General features: G+C 60.8%; 15 protein-coding genes and 1 pseudogene. 12 read left to right on the top strand and 4 right to left on the bottom strand.

Translation table 11 applies throughout. The annotated features are described in order from the left end of the window. Window positions 1–107: 107 nt before the first annotated feature. Together B7X90_RS11650 and B7X90_RS18380 are read left to right on the top strand one after the other, a co-directional pair. Window positions 108–1535 (top strand): annotated as a pseudogene (locus tag B7X90_RS11650) (glycosyl hydrolase); the annotation flags it as partial. Window positions 1536–1565: 30 nt separating this feature from the next. Next, window positions 1566–2162, top strand: coding sequence for a glycosylhydrolase-like jelly roll fold domain-containing protein (locus tag B7X90_RS18380; protein ID WP_366409688.1), 597 nt, complete (start codon window positions 1566–1568; stop codon window positions 2160–2162). On the opposite strand, the gene B7X90_RS11645 is transcribed toward B7X90_RS18380, so the two are convergent. Continuing rightward, window positions 2131–3168, bottom strand: coding sequence for a LacI family DNA-binding transcriptional regulator (locus tag B7X90_RS11645; protein WP_292624627.1), 1038 nt, complete (start codon window positions 3166–3168; stop codon window positions 2131–2133). The two genes, B7X90_RS18380 and B7X90_RS11645, sit on opposite strands and share 32 nt — an antisense overlap. A gap of 238 nt (window positions 3169–3406) precedes the next feature. Between B7X90_RS11645 and B7X90_RS11640 the strand changes: the two genes are divergently transcribed. The 3 genes from B7X90_RS11640 to B7X90_RS11630 all read left to right on the top strand — a co-directional run bounded on the left by B7X90_RS11640 (window position 3407) and on the right by B7X90_RS11630 (window position 6326). After that, window positions 3407–4897 carry a carboxylesterase family protein gene (locus tag B7X90_RS11640; RefSeq protein ID WP_292624625.1) on the top strand — a complete coding sequence of 497 codons (1491 nt, stop codon included), beginning with the start codon at window positions 3407–3409 and terminating at the stop codon, window positions 4895–4897. A gap of 117 nt (window positions 4898–5014) precedes the next feature. Then, entirely contained in the window at window positions 5015–5449 is a 435-nt protein-coding gene (locus B7X90_RS11635; protein WP_292624623.1) for an Rrf2 family transcriptional regulator, read from the top strand. Window positions 5450–5519: 70 nt separating this feature from the next. Then, window positions 5520–6326 carry an outer membrane protein assembly factor BamD gene (locus tag B7X90_RS11630; protein ID WP_292624621.1) on the top strand — a complete coding sequence of 269 codons (807 nt, stop codon included), beginning with the start codon at window positions 5520–5522 and terminating at the stop codon, window positions 6324–6326. A gap of 20 nt (window positions 6327–6346) precedes the next feature. On the opposite strand, the gene B7X90_RS11625 is transcribed toward B7X90_RS11630, so the two are convergent. Together B7X90_RS11625 and B7X90_RS11620 are read right to left on the bottom strand one after the other, a co-directional pair. Beyond that, complete coding sequence (locus tag B7X90_RS11625; protein WP_292624619.1) at window positions 6347–7312, bottom strand: DUF481 domain-containing protein; 966 nt, start codon at window positions 7310–7312, stop codon at window positions 6347–6349. A gap of 98 nt (window positions 7313–7410) precedes the next feature. After that, window positions 7411–8787, bottom strand: coding sequence for an amino acid permease (locus B7X90_RS11620; RefSeq protein ID WP_292624617.1), 1377 nt, complete (start codon window positions 8785–8787; stop codon window positions 7411–7413). 185 nt (window positions 8788–8972) lie between these two features. Here B7X90_RS11620 and B7X90_RS11615 point away from each other — a divergent pair, with 185 nt between their 5' ends. After that, window positions 8973–9605 (top strand): class I SAM-dependent methyltransferase, encoded by a 633-nt coding sequence (locus B7X90_RS11615; RefSeq protein WP_292624615.1) that lies wholly within the window; start codon window positions 8973–8975, stop codon window positions 9603–9605. Between the two features lie 67 nt (window positions 9606–9672). On the opposite strand, the gene B7X90_RS11610 is transcribed toward B7X90_RS11615, so the two are convergent. Next, window positions 9673–12447: an Rne/Rng family ribonuclease gene (locus tag B7X90_RS11610; protein ID WP_292624614.1), complete on the bottom strand. Its 2775-nt coding sequence runs from the start codon at window positions 12445–12447 to the stop codon at window positions 9673–9675. 601 nt (window positions 12448–13048) lie between these two features. On the opposite strand from B7X90_RS11610, the gene B7X90_RS11605 reads away from it, so the two are divergent. The 6 genes from B7X90_RS11605 to B7X90_RS11580 form a co-directional block, all read left to right on the top strand. Continuing rightward, window positions 13049–13972 carry an N-acetylmuramoyl-L-alanine amidase gene (locus B7X90_RS11605; RefSeq protein WP_292624612.1) on the top strand — a complete coding sequence of 308 codons (924 nt, stop codon included), beginning with the start codon at window positions 13049–13051 and terminating at the stop codon, window positions 13970–13972. Window positions 13973–14045: 73 nt separating this feature from the next. Then, on the top strand, window positions 14046–16580 hold the full coding sequence (locus B7X90_RS11600) for a transglycosylase domain-containing protein (protein ID WP_292624611.1): 2535 nt from the start codon (window positions 14046–14048) through the stop codon (window positions 16578–16580). A 63-nt stretch (window positions 16581–16643) separates the two neighbouring features. After that, window positions 16644–17186: a peroxiredoxin gene (locus tag B7X90_RS11595; RefSeq protein WP_292624609.1), complete on the top strand. Its 543-nt coding sequence runs from the start codon at window positions 16644–16646 to the stop codon at window positions 17184–17186. Window positions 17187–17280: 94 nt separating this feature from the next. Next, window positions 17281–18408 (top strand): peptide chain release factor 2, encoded by a 1128-nt coding sequence (gene prfB / locus B7X90_RS11590; RefSeq protein ID WP_292624608.1) that lies wholly within the window; start codon window positions 17281–17283, stop codon window positions 18406–18408. After that, window positions 18408–19166: a class I SAM-dependent methyltransferase gene (locus tag B7X90_RS11585; RefSeq protein ID WP_292624606.1), complete on the top strand. Its 759-nt coding sequence runs from the start codon at window positions 18408–18410 to the stop codon at window positions 19164–19166. The genes prfB and B7X90_RS11585 overlap by 1 nt, the downstream gene beginning before the upstream one ends. After that, a partial coding sequence (locus B7X90_RS11580; RefSeq protein WP_292624604.1) for a nitronate monooxygenase occupies window positions 19166–20059 on the top strand: 894 nt, incomplete at its 3' end. The genes B7X90_RS11585 and B7X90_RS11580, both read left to right, overlap by 1 nt.

Here is a 20059-nt window from a genome sequence, read left to right as displayed (position 1 = left end):
CAGGCTGTCGTCATACCTTTCCGACGCTAGCACCGTCAGCGTTCGCCGTTCGTTCGACCCTAGCGTACGTAAAATTCACTTTCGTGCAGTGACCCCATCCAGCGCCGCCCGAGGCAACCGGGCTCGAAGTTGACAAATTTGATGCCGCTGCTGTGCGACGTTACCTGGAAACATATCTGGGGATGTATCGTGAGACGGTTGGCCCTGACTTGTTCGGAAAGCGCGGGGTGCAGGCGCTGCTGACGGATTCGATCGAGGTCGGCAACGCCAACTGGACTGGCGCCATGGAGGCAGAATTTGGTGCGCGCCGCGGTTATGCGTTGCGCCCGTGGCTGCCTGTTCTGGCCGGGACGGTGATCGGCTCGGCTGCGCAAAGTGAACGCTTCCTTTTCGATTTCCGCAAGACCCTCGCCGAACTGCTGGCCGACAAGCACTACGCAACAGTGGCGCAAGTGGCGCACGAGCACGGCCTGAAAGTTTATGGAGAGGCGCTGGAGGACAAGCGTCCAATGTTGGGCGATGATCTGGACATGCGCTCGCACGCTGATGTGCCCATGGCCGCGCTGTGGACCTATGCTGATGAAAGCAAGTTGCGCACAACGCTGCTGGGCGACATGCGCGGTGCTGCTTCGGTTGCTCACGTTTATGGAAAGCGGTTCGTTGCGGCTGAATCGCTTACGGCTGTGAATTCACCATGGGATTTCGCGCCGTCCAGTCTCAAAAAGTTTATCGACCTCGAATTTGCCAGCGGGATCAACCGCCCGGTAATTCACACGTCAGTTCACCAACCGCTTGACGACAAACAGCCTGGGCTATCGCTGGCCATCTTCGGCCAGTACTTCAATCGGCACGAAAGCTGGGCCGAAATGGCAAAACCGTGGGTCGACTACATCTCGCGCACGTCGCTGATGCTGCAGCAGGGCCGCAACGTGGCCGACGTGGCATGGTTCATCGGCGAAGAATCGCCGGTCACCGCGCTCTATGCCGATAGGGTGCCGACCAATCTGCCAACGGCCAACGCATGGGACTTTGTCAACGCAGGGATGCTGGCTGATGCCCTGACGAACGACGGTGGCGACGTGGTATCGTCCGGCGGCGCGCGCTACCGTGCAATTTACCTCGGCGGAACGTCGCAGCAGATGACGTTGCCCACCCTGGAGCGGCTCGCTGCGCTGGTACGGGGCGGGGCAACGCTGATTGGCGTAAAACCGGTTGCCACGCCCAGCGCGGCTGACGACGCTGCCCGCTTTGTGGCGCTCGCCAACGCGCTGTGGTCGGGAGACGTCGGCAAAGGCAACGTCCTCGCCACGCAGGCAATTGACGATGGCTTGAAACAGGCCGGTATCACACCAGACTTTGCCATGGCAGGGGCACAGAACGGTGATGTCCTGTTCGTCCACCGCAAACTGGATGATGGCGATGTCTGGTTCGTCAACAACCGCCGTAACGCATCGCTATCCGGGGAGGCGCGGTTTCGTGTAACCGGCAAACAGCCAGAGCTTTGGCGGGCAGCGACGGGGAAGGCAGAGCCATTGTCCTACCGGATCGAAAACGGCGAGACGGTTGTGCCGCTCTCCTTCCATCCCGAAGATGCGGTCTTCGTCGTATTTCGCAAGCCTTCTAAAGCTGAGCAAGTAACGGTAGCAAAGCCCACGCCTGTGAAGATCGCGTCGCTCGATGGCCCATGGAACATCGCGTTTCAGCCCGGTCGGGGGGCGCCTGCGTCGATCACGCTGGACAAACTTAGCCCGCTCGACAAACACGCCAAAACGAGCGTGCGCTACTTTTCGGGCATCGCCACTTACTTGACCACGTTCACGCTACCCAAAGGCCACAAAGCGGGTGAACGAATGTGGCTGGATCTTGGCGATGTAGGCGAAATCGCTGAAGTTTCCGTCAACGGCAAGCTGGCAGGCCATGCGTGGCACAATCCCTATCGCGTGGACATTTCAGATGCGGCAAAGCGCGGCAGCAACACGCTGGAGGTTCGCGTTGCAAATCTGTGGGTCAACCGCATGATCGGCGACGCGCAGCCAGGGGCCGAGAAGGTCACCTTCACCACGGTCCCCACTTATCGTGCCGACGCGCCCCTACGGCCGTCCGGTATTGCAGGACCAGTAACGATTTCTGTCAACTCCGGGGCGGAGCAGTTGAATCCCTGACAACGAGGTGAAAGTCGAGCCGGTGAAGTCCATTCTCCGGCTCGTCGCGCCGCAAGAGGAGCGATGCCGCCGCACGGCCCATCTCTTCGATCGGTTGGTATACCGTCGTAAGATACGGCCAGACCGACCGTGCAACCCAACTGTCGTCGAACCCGCAGACTGATACGTCCTGAGGCACCCTGACTCCTGCTTGAGAACAGGCCGCCATGATCCCGGCCGCAGAATCGTCGTTCGTGGCGAATATGGCGGTGGGCAACTTATCGGACCCGATAATCTCGGTCCCCGCGTGAATGCCGCCCTCAAAGCTGAAGCCGCCGTCTACTTCTATCACGGGTTGATCAAGGCCAAGCTTATGCAGGGCATCAACAAAGCCATCGCGCCGCCGCGCCCCGGCAAGGTGGCTCTCCGGTCCGCGAACGATGGCATACCGCCGGTGGCCCAGTGCCCAAAGATGCTCCGCAACTGAAGCCGAAGCTTCATAGTCATCGATGCCGACACCCGGCGATCGGCCATGCTCTGACGCTGGCGCAATCCGTGTGTAGCGTATGCCTGACTGGTCGAGGAAATCGAGTAGGACGAGATCATCCGTAAGTGGCGGAGTCAGCACGAACCCATCGCACCGGCTGTTGCGCACGAGTGCGAGCAATTGGGCTTCGAACTCTTCCCGTGGCGCTGTGGAATCCACGTTGTCGATGCGCAAGTGATACTGGTTGGCGCGGCAGGCTTCGTAAACACCCTTCTGGATGTTCATCGTGTAGTTCGGACTCGGATTGTCGAAAAGCAAGCCGATGATGAACGTGCGTGAACCTGCCAGCGAGCGTGCCGCAGTATCGGGTACATAGTTGAGTTCCGCGATTGCGGATTCGACCTTCGCCCTCAACTTCACCGAAACATGCGGCTCAGCATTGATAACACGCGAAACGCTCTTCAATGAAACGCCTGCGAGCTGGGCGACGTCCTCCATCGTGGAGTGCCCTGTGCCGCGTGCAGTGCTTGCCAGATTCATCCTTTAACCCGGTCCTTTCTTGCGCAGCCTTTTAGCCGATCCTGCGCCTACGTCATCATCCCTAATTTGCCGATGTGTAAGCAGACGTGTGCCAAACCTTACAACTTGTAAGTAGCGTGTCACGCTCCATCTGACAGCGCAATCTTGACAGCCATGTCATGGGTAGGCAACCTCGTATGGCGGGCGCTGTCGGCATTGGTGAAGGTCCGTCTACAAACAAAAATTGGAGGGATTGAGGATGCGCAAAGCGATTTCAGCAATGGCATTCGGTGCCAGCCTGTTGGCAACGTCCGCCCCGGCGCAGACTGTCCAAACCGCAGGCGGGGCCGTGAAGGGCACCGACGTTGGTGCCGTCAGCGCCTTTCTCGGTATTCCCTATGCTGCGCCGCCCGTGGGTGAAAACCGCTGGCGCGCTCCGCAACCGGCCAAGCCTTGGACCGGACAGCGCGATGCCAGCAACTATGCCCCGGATTGCGCCCAAGCCCCGTTTCCACCCGATTCCGCGCCAATCCAGACAACTCCGTCGGAGGATTGCCTCTACCTCAACGTCTGGAAGCCTGCCGCAGCCAGGGCAGGCGCAAAGTTGCCCGTCATGGTCTGGGTTCACGGCGGTGGTTTCGTCAACGGAGGTTCGTCCCCCGCCGTCTATTCGGGCCAGAATTTCGCCCGCGATGGCGTGGTTCTGGTCAGTCTCAACTATCGGCTCGGTCGCTATGGCTTCTTTGCCCATCCCGCGCTGGCGGCAGAAGGTTTTGGCGGCAACTTCGGTTTTCTCGATCAGATCGCTGCGTTGAAGTGGGTGCAGGCCAATGTTGCGGCTTTTGGTGGTGATCCGGCAAATGTCACCGTCTTTGGCGAAAGCGCGGGCGGCATGTCGATGCACATGCTGCTGCAGGCGCCCGAAGCGCGTGGCCTGTTCCACAAGGTGATTATCGAAAGCGGTGGCGGGCGTGACCGCACGCTGCCGATGCCCACCATCGCCACCGCAGCCAAGGCGGGCGAAGCGTTCGCACCGGGCCTTGATGCCACTGCCTTGCGTGCCCTGCCAGAAGAGAAAGTCACCGCCGATCTTTCGATGATGACGATGGCCAAGCCCGGCTATTCCGGCCCGATGGTCGATGGCCGCACAATCTTCGGCGCCAGCATCGATGCCATTGCGGCGGGCCTTTACGCGAAGGTTCCGGTCATGGTCGGGGCCAATTCGGCCGATGGCTTCCCTATGGTGACCGACAAGGAAAAGATCTTCGAAGCTTATGGAGACAAGGCCCCACAAGCCCGCAAGCTCTATGATCCGGCAGGGACCGAAACCGGACTGATCGTCGGCACGATGACCAGTGCGGACAAGATGTTCATCGAACCGGCACGTGCCGTTGCGCGCGCGCTGACAGAACGCGGCCAGCCCGCTTACCTGTTCCGCTTCGGCTATGCCCATCCTGATTTCCAGAAAGCGATGGGTGGCGCACCACATGCCAGCGAACTTCCTTATGTGTTCGATACAGTCGCCGAACGCGGCCAAGTCAAAATGGTCGCGCCCGAAGCTGCCGTCGCAAAGCGCACGCACGATCTATGGGTAGCGTTCGCCCGATCGGGCAAGCCTGATGTGAATTGGCCCGCAGCCACGGCGACCGATACCAAGGTCATGCTGATCGATGAAAAAGGCGCTGTCCATATCGAAGACCCCTACCGCGCACGTCTCGATTTCGTGGAAACGCTGGCCGCCGGGAACTAGGGCAAAGACATAGCGTCTCGCCCGGTTTTTTCACAAACCGGGCAGTTGCCGCCAAAGCTGAACAGGTAATTCTACCCCCGGAGTTGACATTCCGGCGGCAGTGTTCATCTATTTCTCATGCTTTCGCAAAAAACGCGTTACACGATCCGGGCACTGCAACATCTGGCCGATACTTTCGGCCAAGGTGCGGTTCGGCTTGACGCCATCGCAGAAGCGCAAAACATCCCTCGCAAGTTCCTCACCGTGATCCTGTCGGAAATGGCGCGTGAAGGCATTGTCGTGTCACATCGGGGGCGTGATGGAGGCTATGAACTGGCGCTCGCCCCGGTCGACATCCGCTATGGTGATATTATCCGTATCACGCGCGGCAGCATTGCGCTGGTGCCCTGCGCCAGCCGCAACGCCTATGAACACTGCAACAATTGCCTGCCAGAGGCGGATTGCCGCCTGCGCGGGCTGATGTTGCAATTGCGTGATGAGACGGCGGCTATTCTGGATCGGTTGACGCTCGCCGATCCGATTGCAGTGGAACCCCCGTTTGCCGAAGCATGACCTGCAACGGTCCGCGCAAAACTCCGTAACTTCACTTGGCGTTCAGGAACCTGCTGGCTATAGGGACGGCATGACGCATCCTGCTCCGCGCCGCCCTGCGCGCTTCGCCGCTATCGTTGCCGCCACTGTGGCTATCGGGCTGACTGCCGGTTGTGCGGGCGGTGGTAACAAGAAGAAGGACGTCGCTTACGTCGCGCGCGATGTGGACACGCTCTACACCGCCGCAAAGGATCGGCTCGACAAGGGCGATGCCCGGCAAGCCGCTGCCCTTTTTGACGAGGTTGAGCGCCAGCATCCCTATTCGCCTTGGGCACGCCGCGCGCAGTTGATGTCGGCTTTCAGCTACTACGCCTCGCGCGATTATGCCAAGTCGGTGCAGTCAGCGCAGCGCTTCCTGTCGATCCACCCCGGCAACAAGGACGCGCCTTACGCCTACTACCTCGTCGCGCTCTGCTATTACGAACAGATCTCTGACGTAACGCGTGACCAGAAGATCACCCTGCAGGCGTTGACCGCGATGAACGAACTGGTCCGTCGCTATCCCAATACCGACTATGCCGCTGACGCACGCCTGAAGATCGATCTGATCAACGATCACCTTGCGGGCAAGGAAATGGAAATCGGCCGCATGTATCAGCGCAGCGGCAAATGGCTTGCAGGAAGCCTGCGCTTCCGCACGGTCGTGGAAAAGTACCAGACCACCAGCCATGCTCCCGAATCGCTGTATCGTCTGGTCGAAAGCTACCTCTCGCTAGGCCTGCCGCAGGAAGCGCAGAAGGCGGCGGCTGTGCTGGGCAAGAACTATCCGGGCAGCAAGTGGTACGAACGGTCGTATGACTTGATGAACAAGTACGCGCCGGGCACCACCGCTTCCTGAGTTTGGAGTCTACGGCTTCCTCAGAAGCCGTAGACCAGCGTCAATCTGCTCGTTGTATCTGTGCCAAGCCGCCCCAGTTCTGGCGCAGTTTCGTGCTGCACCATGTATGAAAGCCGCGCTTTCAGCTTTCCGATAAGCTTCGAATCGAGTGCGGCTAGCGTGTAGAAGGTGCTTCCGGTCGCATCGGAATAGATGCTGGCATCCTGACTATATTGCAGCGACGGCGTCAGCTTCACCTTGGCTTCGAGCGAGGCCAGCCCGGCCACCACGGATTCGCGTTCGGCCGCTACGGGTTCGGTCACGCGCCAGGCCGGACCAGCCTTGACGCTCAACTGCGCAGCATCACTTTTGATCACGCTGTAACCAAGGCCACCGGAAATACTGTAACGCGATTCAAAGCCCTGAAACCGATCCTGCTCGTATTGCCCAAGGCCGAACAAATAGCCCCGCTCATCAAACTTGTAGTTCGGCTCAGCCGAAAAACGGTATTGTTCGCGCGTCACAACGCTCGCAGTTTCCTGATAGTCAGCGCGGGCATTGGCTCCAATGCGCCAGTTCTCGCCCTCAACCAGCATCTTGAAGCCGCCAACAAGGCCTATGCCGGGGGCATTGCCGGTGTTGACAAACGCGCCTGCTTCACCTTCGCCAGACCACTTCGGCGCGCTGACAGTTTGGATCGGGGCTGGATCGACAGGCTCCGGCGTGGCGGGGGAGGGGTGAGTTGCCACCTGAACGACAGTCGGCACCTGAGGCCCACTACGCCACCGGGCCACGCGACGGTCAATGGCATCGGCCGATTGGGGCAGGGCGCGCTTCGCTGTACGGATTACCACATTGGCTTCTGCCTCATCGCCCGATGCCAGCGCGGTGTCGATCATGGATGCTAGGGCAGGAGGCAGTTCGAATGCTGGCTCTGCGGTGGCCTCTGGCGTTCCAGCCACAACAGTCGCTGTGGCAAGGGCGGAAAGCAGAATGCAGGCAGACATCGGGAATACACTCCGAAAAAAACGTAAGCTTATGAAATCTCTAGCACAGCTGGAGAGTGACAGGCCAACCGGAAAACGGCGTAGCCAGCCGCCTGCGTTCAAGCCCTTCTACGACGCAGCAGCCACCATGCCCCCACGGCAAATGCCACAGTCAATGCACTGGCAAGGAACTGCGGCCGAAGTTCAGTGACCATCCCCATCGCCAGCAGCACAATCACGATAGCAGCGATCGTTGCATAGGACAGCCAAGGGAACAGCCACATGCGGATGCCCAGGCGCTCCGGCGCAGTCGCTTCCGTGATCCGACGCGTCCGCACTTGAGCAAAGCAAACCATCAAGTAGATGATCAGCATGAGCGCGCCCGATGCGCTGACAAGGAAGCTGAAAACGCCACCCGGTGACAACACCGATGCCGCCATGGCCCCATATCCAAACAGGCTCGCGATGACGGTTGCCCGCGCGGGGACTTTGCGCTTGTTCAACCTAATCAGGCTTTGTGGCGCATCCCCGTGCCGTGCGAGGCCGAACAACGCGCGTGATGTCACGTAAAGCCCGGAATTGAGGCACGACAGCACGGCCACGAGCACCACGGCATTCATGATCGTCTCGGCAGCCGGAATTCCCATCAGGCCCAACGAACTGGCAAAGGGCGATTGCCCCGGCACGACTGTATCCCAAGGCTGCACTGCCACGATGAGGATGAGCGACAGGACATAGAACAGCAGGATTCGCAGCGCGACCGATCCGGTCATCCGCGCGATGACTTTTGCCGGAGCGTGCGATTCTGCGGCTGCCACCGTTGCAATCTCCGCGCCGCACAGCGCAAAGATCACGCTCGTCACCCCGCCAATCACCGCGCCCCAGCCTTTGGGCGCAAAGCCTCCATGTGCAGTGAGGTTGGCAAAGGTCTGCCCGTCAGGCGATGTTACACCAAAGGCCCAGAGCCCCGCAATCAGGATGAAAACGAGGATCGCGGCCACCTTGGCGGTCGAAAGCCAGAACTCAAACTCGCCATAGGAGCGCGCCGAGAACAGGTTCACCACGGTCATCAGCGCCAGCAGTACGCATCCGATCTGCCACACCTCGAACGGTAGCCACAGCGCCAGGATAACCGCACCGGCTATGGCTTCAATCGCCACAACGATCACCCAGAAATACCAATAGAGCCATCCGGTCACAAACCCCGCCAGCGGCCCCCACCTATCGCCAAAACCCAGCCGCACATGCTCGGTAAACGATCCCGCACCGGGATTGAGCATCGCCATCTCGCTCAACATCCGCATGATCATCAGGATGACGAGCCCAGCGAGGCCATAGCTCACCACAACCGCTGGCCCGATCTGGTTGATCGAGGTTGATGACCCCACAAACAGCCCCGCGCCGATGATCCCCCCGATCGCGATCATCGCCACGTGGCGGGCGTGGAGGGAGGCTTCCAGCTTGTTTTCGAATTGGTCTGCGGTGCTGCCGTGCATCGGTGTCCTTGCGTGCCGTTGTTGCGCGAGAACCATAGCCGAATGCACCTCGCGCGCCAGTCCCGGAATGGTATCGTCCGCAACAATCGGCGCCCGCATTCTTGCCAGTGAAACGCAGGCGCTGCGCCCTTGTATCGCTTGCGACACCATTGCACTCTACCATCATAACAATTGGGGGAATCGGGATGGGTCTGAAGGGTCTTTGGGAAACACATGTTGTGCCGCGCATGATCAAGTGCGCCTGCGCGTCACCCGCCATCATGGAACTGCGTGCCGGAGTGGTCCCGCGCGCGCAGGGCCGCGTGTTCGAGATCGGCTGCGGTGGCGGCCTCAATCAGCAGTTCTATGACACGGCGCGCGTCACCGGGTTCGCCGGGATCGACCCTTCAGGCAAGCTTCTCGACTACGCGCGAGAAGCGGCCGCACAGAAGGGCTGGCAGGCCGACATCCGCGAAGGCGTGGGTGAGGATATTCCCTTTGCCGACGAAAGCTTCGATACGGCGGTCTGCACCTACACCCTGTGTTCGGTCCATGATCCCGACAAAGTTCTGTCCGAACTGCGCCGTATCCTGAAGCCGGGTGGCCAGTTGCTGTTTCTCGAACATGGCCTCAGCCCCGAAGCCAAGGTTGCGGGTTGGCAGCGCCGGATCGAGCCGCTGTGGAAGCCGCTGATGGGAGGTTGCCACCTGACCCGACCCGTCACCGCGCCAGTCCTACAGCATGGTTTCGCGCTGTCAGACCCCGGCCATCAATACATGCCAGGAATGCCAAAATGGGCGGCGTGGATGGAGTGGGGCATCGCCACAAAAAGTGCCTGAGGCAAGAGGGCAGAATCGAAAAGGCCCCGCTTCACAACGGGGCCTTTCCTATTCCATTTGCAGATGTTCAGGCCCCGAAGGTTCGCTGCCACCATCCGCGACGCGGCTCCGAGCTATCGTCCGCAGAGGCCGCTTCTTCTGCAGGCGCATCTGCCGTCACCGTTTCGCTAGGCGCAGCATCGGCTGCAACAGCGTCAGCCTTTTTCTTGCGCACCCGCTTGGGCTTTTCAGCTGCAACTGACGCTTCAGCCGGGGCGTCAACGATCGAAGCAGGGGCTTCCTCGGCAACGACGACAGGCTCAGCCTCGACCTTTTTCTTGCGCACGCGCTTGGGCTTTTCGGCCACGGGCGCAGGCGCTTCATCAGCCACAGGCTCCGGTGCCGTTTCGGCTACAACTTCAGGCTCAGCAGCAACTTCCGTTACAGTGTCAGCCTTCTTGCGCCGCGTGCGCTTGGGCTTCGTTGGCACAGCTTCGACTACAGGTTCTGCTTCGGCTACCGGCTGTGGTTCTGCAATCGGTGCAACTTCAACAGCGTCAGCAGGCGTGGCTTCAGTGTCGCCCTCGTCCTCGGCGCCCTCATCCGATGCCACCTGATCGCCACCACCTTCACCGTTCTCACGGCCACCACGACGACGACGCCCACGCCGACGACGCTTGCGCGGTCCACGATCGTTGTCATCACCGTTCTCGGCGGTGTCAGCTGTCTGGCTTTCCGAAGCTTCGCCCTCGGCCTCTTCGATTTCACCCTCGGCTTCATCGCCAGCGGTTTCGGTCTCGCCTTCAGCGCTTTCGTCACCACGCTCACGGCTGCGGCCACGGCGGCGCTTGCGCCGCTTGCGACGTCCATCGCTACGCTCGCCATCGCCACGGTCACCGTCGCGATCTCCACGTGAGGTCTGCTCTTCAGCTTCATCCTCATCGTCGTAGGAATCCTCGACGATATCGTCCTCTTCCTCAGGCTCGATGATCGGCTCGAAGCGGGGTACGAATTCCGGCTTCGGCCCGCGCGAGGCGACGCGCATCTTCGCGCCTTCGTTCTCGCCTTCGGGGATCACCTCTACCGAAACGCCATAGCGTTCCTCGATCTCGGCCAGATCGGTGCGCTTGGCATTGAGCACATAGATCGCCGCTTCCTGCGATGCATAGAGCGACACCACGTTGCCTTTGCCCTTGGCAGCTTCGTCCTCGATCATGCGCAACGCCGAAAGGCCTGCAGACGATGCGGTGCGGACAAGGCCGGTGCCATCGCAATGCGGGCAGCCGCGCGTCGTAGCTTCAAGCACGCCTGTGCGCAGGCGCTGGCGGCTCATTTCCATCAGACCAAAGCCCGAAATGCGGCCAACCTGAATGCGCGCACGGTCGTTCTTCAGCGCGTCCTTCATCGCCTTCTCGACCTTGCGGACGTTCGATCCGTATTCCATGTCGATGAAGTCGATCACGACCAGCCCGGCCATATCGCGCAGGCGCAACTGGCGGGCGATTTCGCGCGCCGCTTCAAGGTTGGTGGCAACCGCCGTCTGCTCGATGCCATGTTCCTTGGTGGAGCGGCCCGAGTTGATGTCGATCGAAACCAGTGCTTCGGTCGGGTTGATGACCAGATAGCCGCCGCTCTTCAGCTGCACCACCGGATCGTACATCGCGGTAAGCTGGTCTTCCGCGCCATAACGCTGGAACAGCGGCACAGGATCGACATAGGCCTTCACCCGCTTGGCGTGGCTTGGCATCAGCAGCTTCATGAAGTCCTTGGCAGCACGGTAACCGTACTCACCCTCGACCACCACTTCTTCGATCTCGCGGTTGTAGATGTCGCGGATCGCGCGCTTGATCAGGTCGGAATCCGAATGGATCAGGGCAGGGGCCACCGAACCCATCGTGCGTTCGCGAATTTCGTCCCACAGGCGGGCGAGATAGTCGAAGTCACGCTTGATCTCGGGTTTGGTGCGCTGCAACCCGGCGGTGCGTACGATGCAGGACATCGAACGCGGCAGTTCCAGTTCCGAGATGATCGTCTTCAGACGCTTGCGGTCAGCCGTCGAATTGATCTTGCGGCTGATGCCACCGCCGTGGCTCGAATTCGGCATGAGCACGCAATAGCGGCCCGCCAGGCTGAGGTAGGTGGTGAGAGCGGCACCTTTGTTGCCGCGCTCTTCTTTCACGACCTGAACCAGCAGAACCTGACGGCGCTGAATCACGTCCTGAATCTTGTAGCGGCGGCGCAGTGCCATGCGCTTGGCGCGCAGTTCATCGGCTTCCTTGCCTTGTGAACGGCCACCCTGACGGCGTCGGCCTTGCTGGCGTCCACGGCGGCGACCATCGTTTTCGCCTTCGCCTTCGCCTTCGCCTTCGTCCTCGTCAGAACCTTCGGCGGCTTCCGCGTCGTCGCCTTCATGGTCGAAACCATTTTCAACAACGCCGCCTTCGATGGTGGCAACCTGATCCTTCTCGGACGTGTCGACTTCGGTCACGCCCTCATCGGAATCGTAGCCATCGCTCTCTGCATAGTCCTCGTCGTCGCCATCATCGGCGGCACGCAGGGCGGCTTCCTCTTCGGCGTGCGCGGCTTCTTCAGCCAGCAGCGCTTCGCGGTCTTCCTTGGGAATCTGGTAGTAATCGGGATGGATTTCGCTGAACGCAAGGAACCCGTGCCGGTTGCCGCCAAAATCGACGAAGGCTGCCTGCAGCGATGGTTCTACCCGTGTTACCTTGGCGAGGTAGATATTTCCCTTGATCTGCTTGTGATCCGCAGATTCAAAGTCGAATTCTTCAATCCGATTGCCCTTCAGCACCGCCACCCGGGTTTCTTCCTGGTGGCGCGCATCGATTAGCATACGCGTGGTCATTGTAATGTCTCCAGCCGCACCGTCGCGGGGTTGCCCCTGCGTATCTGGCGCGGTTCGTTTGGGATGCGCGACGCACTTGCGGCCGGACCAGTGCAGTGACTGTCTCCGTGCCGGGGGCGTTCACGAATGCGGTTTTGCCGGATCGGAGCATCGGGACACACGGCTTGTCGCCTGCCATGTCCCATCGCTCGCCGCCCGGCGGCGGTTGGTTTGTGTCTGCTGTAAAGATAACTCGCGGCGAAATGCGCGTGCCGCCAATCGTCCAAGCCGCAACCGCCCCGGTGGGGCAGGAAGGCAGGAACGAAACGCGGCTCATCATTACGGCATCAACCTTGTGGCGTGGAGAGCTGCGCTTGCGCTTGTTTCTCCCCACGAATACGGGATCTGTGTCAGCAGGCTTTCCCTCGCCCTCCGCGGCGCACTGCTGCGCTTTCTGGCGGTTTCGGCGTGGAACGCACCGATGCTGACTTGCCCCGGTAGATGAGTGCTAGCACCACAATTGCAAAGCAGCAATTAAAACAATGCCGCGACAAGACCGTTAACTATGTGGGGCATTTCCTGCTGGACCGCACCCGCAGGTGCGGGGCATAGGCGTTCTCGGATGGAAGATCGGGGCCTCATTGTTGCAGTTTTTGCCGCGCCTGTATTGGCAGCAGCGGCGATGTGGGCTGCATTTTCCACCGGCGTGGCCAAAATTGAGCCGCGCTACGTTGTGAAACTGGACTTGCCAGGTAGCGAGGAAAAGATCGATCTGCCGCCTATTCAGGGCCCCGCAGATACATCGCGTCCACTGGTCGTGATTGATGCCGGGCATGGTGGTCACGATCCGGGCGCCAGTGGCGCCAAGCGCGAGCGTGAAAAGGATATGACTCTCGCATTGGCCAAGTCTCTGCGCGATCAGTTGCTTGCCAATGGCCGGGTTCGCGTAGCCATGACGCGTGATACGGACCGGTTCCTGGTGCTGGAGGAGCGTTCGGACATTGCCCGCAGGCTTGGCGCTGACTTGTTCGTCTCGCTCCATGCCGATGCTGCGCAAAGCACATCAGCGCGCGGTGCCACAGTTTATACGCTGTCCGACAAAGCGTCAGACGCGGTGGCAGAGGCAATTGCCACGCGCGAAAACCGTGCAGATATGGTCAACGGCGTTTCGTTGAGTGATAAGGGCCAGACTGTCTCGTCAATTCTTGTCGATCTGGCCCGCCGCGAAATGCGCGGGCGCTCCATCCGATTTGGCGAACTTGTCGTGCGCGAATCCGAAGGGCAGATACGTTTTCATGCAACCTCGCAGCGCGAAGCGGCGTTCATCGTGCTCAAGTCGCTCGATCTGCCATCCGCTTTGATAGAGGCGGGTTTTATCAGCAATGAAGATGATGCGCGTGCCATGCGCGATCCGGCGTGGCGCAAGGGTTTTGCCCGTTCGTTGGCGCAGGCCATCCAGATATTCCTTGCAGAAAAGCAAGTCCCCCCGATCACCGCAAGTTCCGCATCTTTAGAACCATCTGGACAGAGATCTTCCGCGCCCTGAACCGATTTGATCCTGATTTTGATTCCAAGACACTGGCTTGCGTAAGCGGGGCCGTGCTAGAGGCCCGAGCACAATGGTCGAAGAGACGTCTCAGCAATCCCGGTTCAAGCTGCTCCGCAAGGACGGCTTTGCGCGTTGGCAGGCCCTTTCCACGTGGTATCGCACCAAGTGGCGCGAAAGCCGGTTGTTCCGGCTTGGCAACTATTTGGCTGCGGCAGTACTGGTTGGCTGGTTTGTCCTGTGGGTCGCGGTTCTGCGCACGCTCCCATCGGCAGACAGCCTGCTGACCTATCAGCCACCGCTGCCCACGATGGTGCGGGGCAACGATGGCGAAATCGTCTCCAGCTATGCGCGTGAACGGCGTGTTCAATTACGGTTTGTCGATTTTCCTGAGCCGCTGATAAACGCCTATCTTGCAGCAGAGGACAAGACTTTCTGGACGCATGGTGGGATCGATTTCTTCGGCCTTGCCGGTGCTGTGGCAGACTATGCGCTGAAGTTCGGGTCGGGCGAACGTGCGCGCGGTGGTTCCACGATCACCCAGCAGGTCGCCAAGAACATCCTGATTGGCGATGAATATTCCATCTCGCGCAAGCTCAAGGAAATGATCCTTGCGCGCCGCATCGAAGGCGTTCTGGAAAAACAGCAGATTCTTGAACTCTATCTCAACGAAATTCCGTTGGGGCGGCAGAGTTTTGGCGTGCAGGCAGCGTCGCGTGCCTATTTCGACAAGGACGTGGGCGAACTGCAACTGCATGAAGCCGCTTTCCTCGCCATCTTGCCCAAAGCGCCGGAACGCTATGGTCGCGCCAAGTACGAATCGATGGCGATCGAACGACGCAACTGGGTGCTCGATCAGATGGTCAGCAATGGTTGGGCAACCCCGCAGGCCGCCGCTGCCGCGCAGGCAATGCCACTGGGACTCAAACCCCGCCGGGCTGAAAACTACACCGCTGACGCTGGCTATTTCCTCGAAGAAGTACGCCGTCAGCTCATCTCCAAGTTTGGCGAGAAAGCCGAGAACGGGCCGAACAGCGTCTATGCTGGCGGTCTGTGGGTGCGCACCTCGCTTGATACGCAATTGCAGACAGCGGCCCAGAATTCGCTCCGCACAGCGCTTTTGCGCTATTCTGGCGGACGCGGGTGGCACGGTCCGATTGCGCGCGTGGATGTCAGTGGGGATCGCTGGCAGACCGAACTGATCACCAGCAATATCTCCGTCAACTACCAGAACTGGCGCGTCGGCGTCCTGCTGTCGCGTAGCGGTTCATCGGGCAAGATCGGCTTCTCGGACGGGACTACCGCTGATCTTGTCAGTTTGCCCGACAAGATTCGGCCGGGTGACATTACCGCCGTGGCTCCGCTCAATGCTGGGACTTATGCGGTGCGCACCATACCCGAAGTATCAGGCGGTATGGTGGTTGAAGATCCGCAAAGCGGACGCGTTCTTGCCATGCAGGGCGGCTTTGATGCGCGCCTCGGTTCGTTCAACCGCGCCACGCAGGCCAATCGCCAGCCCGGGTCCACGATCAAGCCGTTCGTCTATGCCACCGCGCTCGACAATGGCCTGACACCCGCCTCAACCGTCGTCGATGGCACCTTTTGCGTCTATCAGGGCGCAGCGCTCGGCGAAAAGTGCTTCCGCAACTTCGGCAACGAAGGCGGTTCGGGCAGCCACACCATGCGCTGGGGGCTCGAACAATCACGCAACCTGATGACAGTGCGGGTGGCCAATGATGTCGGCATGGACAAGGTTGTGCGCACGATCAAGCAGGTCGGTATCGGCGATTACGAAGCTTATCTCTCGATGGCTTTGGGCGCCGGTGATACGACCGTTCTCAAGATGGTCAACGGCTATGCCGCGCTCGCCAATCAGGGCCGCCAACACAAAGCAAGCCTCGTCGACTACGTGCAGGACCGCAACGGCAAGGTCATCTTGCGTGCCGACAGCCGCCGCTGCGACGGGTGCTCGATGCCACAGTGGGACGGCAAGCCCATGCCGCGCTTCAAACCCGCCGGCAAACAGGTCATGGACCCCCGCACCGCCTATCAGGTCGTCCACATGCTCGAAGGCGTGGTGGTGCGCGGCACGGCGGTGACCCTGCGAGACCTCAACCTCCCGCTGTTCGGCAAGACCGGCACCACCTCCGGCCCCACCAACGTGTGGTTCGTCGGCGGCTCGCCCGATATCATCGCGGGCGTCTACATCGGCTACGACCAACCCCGCAGCCTCGGCGGATACGCGCAGGGCGGGCGGATTGCGGCGCCTGTGTTCAAACAATTGGTCCAAGAAACCCGTGGACGGTGGAAGGATATTCCTTTCCGGGTGCCTGAGGGAGTGCGGATGGTGAAGATTGACCGGGTTTCGGGCAAGCGGGTGTTCGGGGGGACGCCGGAGAATGACGTGGCCAAGGCTTCGGTCATCTGGGAGGCGTTCAAGCCGGATACGGAGCCGAAGCGGACCGCGCGTGAGGGTGAAATGACTGCAAAACAAGCGGTTATCGATGCTCTGCGTCGGGCGCGGGCGGCGCGCGGGATTGCTGATGGGCCGGCAGAAGACGCGGCAGTGGAGCAGGACTTCCTTGAGGAGCAGGGCGGGATCTACTGAGAATCCGCACTTGCCCTCAAAGGCATTGGCACCAGCGGGCAGGGTCTGTTACCGTTCAAAACTATGAACAAGCTCCTGATCCCCTCCGCCTTTGCGGCATTCGCCCTTTTCTCCGCCCCGGCCTCGGCCGAACTTGCGAACGGGGCCAAGGCTCCGGCGTTTGATGCCAAGGGTGCGCTGGCGGGCAAGCCGTTCTCTTTCTCGCTGACACAGGCGCTGAAGAAGGGGCCGGTGGTGCTCTACTTCTATCCCAAGGCCTTCACGCAAGGCTGCACGCTGGAGGCCCACGCCTTTGCCGAGGCGAGTGACCAGTTCAAGGCAGCAGGCGCGACCGTGGTTGGCATGTCGAACGACGACATTGCCACGTTGCAGAAGTTTTCGACCGAAGCCTGCCGTGACAAGTTTGCCGTGGCCGCTGCCAGCCCGGCGGTGATCAAGGCTTATGACGTCGATCTGAAGAAGCCGGACGGCGTTTCGACCGGGCTGACCAAGCGCACCAGCTATGTCATCGGCCGCAACGGCAAGATCGTGATGGTTCATTCCGACATGGACTATCGCGACCATGTGAAAATGACGCTGGCAGCGGTGCGCAAGCTCAAGGGCTGAGCCCAAACGGAAACCCATTTCACGCTTGGGCTTTACATGCCTGCCCGCTTCGCTAAGCGGCGCAGTTCGTTTTGCGTTTGACCGGAGTTGTATCATGCGTGCCGAAGGGCAGGCCCATATCGACCGCATCAAAGCCGCGCTGGCACTGGTGCGCAAGTTCCTCGACTGGGACCGCGCCGTGCGTCGTCTCGACGAGCTGAACGCCCGCGTCGAAGATCCCAAACTGTGGGATGATCCCAAGAAGGCCGAAGAAGTCATGCGCGAACGGCGCAGGCTGGAAGCGGCCATCGGCACCGTCAACACCATCGGGCAGGAAATGGCCGATGCCGTCGAGTTCATCGAGCTTGGCGAAATGGAAGGCGACGAAGCGACGGTGAACGAAGGGCTGGCCACGCTGGCCGCGCTGGCCGACCGGGCAGACAACGACAAGGTGCAGGCGCTGCTGGCGGGCGAAGCCGATGGCAACAACGCCTTCCTTGAAGTCCACGCCGGCGCTGGCGGTACCGAGAGCCAGGACTGGGCCGAAATGCTGCAGCGCATGTACACGCGCTGGGCCGAACGGCACGGTTACAAGGTTGATCTGGTGGATTACCACGCCGGTGAAGCTGCCGGCATCAAGAGTGCGACGCTGCTGATCAAGGGCGAGAACGCCTATGGCTATGCCAAGACCGAAAGCGGCGTTCACCGTCTTGTGCGGATCAGCCCTTATGACAGCTCGGCACGGCGGCACACCTCGTTCAGCTCGGTCTGGGTCTATCCTGAGATTGACGACAATATCGAGGTGGAGATCAATCCGTCCGACCTGAAGATCGACACCTATCGCGCATCGGGCGCTGGCGGGCAGCACGTGAACACCACCGATTCGGCGGTGCGCATCACGCACGTGCCGACCGGAATCATCGTGGCCAGCCAGAACGACCGCAGCCAGCACAAGAACCGCGCCACCGCGATGGGCATGTTGAAAGCGCGCATCTATGAGGCCGAACTGGCCAAGCGCGAGGCGGCGGCCAGCGGCGAATACCAGGCCAAGACCGAGATCGGTTGGGGCCACCAGATCCGGTCCTACGTGCTGCAACCCTATCAGCAGATCAAGGACCTGCGCACCGGGGTGGTATCGACCAACCCCAGCGAAGTGCTCGACGGTGCGCTCGATCCGTTCATGGCTGCTGCGCTCTCGCAGAAAGTCACAGGCGAGAAGGTCACTGTCGAGGACGACGATTGATGCGCCGGGCTTCGGCCCTTGCTTCTATTGCGCTGGCAGTGCTGGTTGCTGCCTGCGACCCGGCGACCAAGGACAATCGCGCGGAAACGTCGCGCGCCTTTCCCACGCCGGATCGTCCGGTCTCGGAACTGGGCAGCAATGCCTTTTCCAACGAGCGTGACCGTGAGGAGCGCCGCGAAGCGACGACTGTGATGGACCTTGCCAGGGTGCAGGCGGGCATGAGCGTGGCCGATATCGGCGCGGGCGAGGGCTATTATACCGTCCGTCTTGCCGAACGCGTGACCGCCAAGGGCCGCGTGCTGGCGCAGGATATCGATGGCGATGCGCTGCGCCGCCTTGGTGCGCGCGTTGAGGCGGACCGGCTCGACAATGTTTCGATCAAGCCGGGTGGCGAGGACGATCCCAAGCTGCCCGAACGCAGTTTCGACCGGGTGTTCCTCGTGCATATGTATCACGAAGTGGCCGAGCCTTATGCTTTTGCGTGGCGGCTGTGGCCTGCGTTGAAGCCCGGCGGGAAGATCGTGGTGGTCGATATGGATCGTTCGACCGATCGCCATGGCATTCCGCCGGCGTTGCTGATCTGCGAGTTGGAGGCGGTGGGCTTTCACTTGGAGGAGTTTCACCGTAAACCGGAGCTTGCGGGGTATTACGCGCAGTTCGTGGCGGCGGAAACGCGGCCCGAGCCGGGCGCAATCAGGCCGTGCCGTCTGAAGACGGCCAAGGGTGCTGGCGCGACAAGCGCCTTGAAAGGAAATTGATGTCTGCGTTCAAGGGGTTGAAGCCGATTCTTTACGGCGGCCGCGAAGTTTGGCCATTGGTTGAAGGCGGCAAGGGTGTTGCAGCGACGAACCACATGAGTTCGGGCGCATGGGCCGCTGCCGGGGGCATCGGCACGGTCAGCGCCGTCAATGCCGATAGCTACGACGCTGAAGGCAAGATTGTTCCACAGGTTTATGATGCGCTGACGCGCAAGGAACGCCACGAACAGTTGATGCGCTATGCCATTGATGGCGCGGTGGAGCAGGTGAAGCGCGCGCACGAAATTGCGGGCGGACGCGGCGCCATCAACATCAACGTGCTGTGGGAAATGGGCGGCGCGCAGCCGATCCTGGAAGCGGTGCTCGATCAGACGCGCGGGCTGGTAACGGGTGTGACCTGCGGGGCGGGGATGCCCTACAAGCTTTCGGAAATCGCGGCGCGCTATAACGTCCACTATCTGCCCATCGTGTCATCGGGCCGGGCGTTCCGTGCGCTGTGGAAGCGGGCCTATCACAAGGTGCCCGAACTGCTGGGCGCGGTGGTTTATGAAGATCCGTGGCTGGCAGGCGGGCACAATGGCCTGTCGAACGCCGAAGACCCGCGCAAGCCGGAAGACCCCTATCCGCGCGTGAAGGTGCTGCGCGATGTGATGCGGGCCGAGAGCATTTCGGACGACGTGCCGATCGTGATGGCCGGCGGCGTGTGGTTCCTGCGCGAATGGGACAACTGGATCGACAACCCGGAACTGGGTTCGATTGCTTTCCAGTTCGGCACGCGGCCTTTGTTGACCGAAGAAAGCCCGATTCCGCAGGGGTGGAAAGACCATCTGCGCACGCTGGAGCCGGGCGACGTGCTGCTGCACAAGTTTTCGCCCACGGGCTTCTATTCATCG

It is taken from the genome of Novosphingobium sp. 17-62-19 (assembly GCF_002256775.1).
Classification (GTDB): domain Bacteria; phylum Pseudomonadota; class Alphaproteobacteria; order Sphingomonadales; family Sphingomonadaceae; genus Novosphingobium.
The sequence above is the reverse complement of the archived record's forward strand: the minus strand, read 5'-3'. Positions and strand labels throughout refer to the sequence as shown.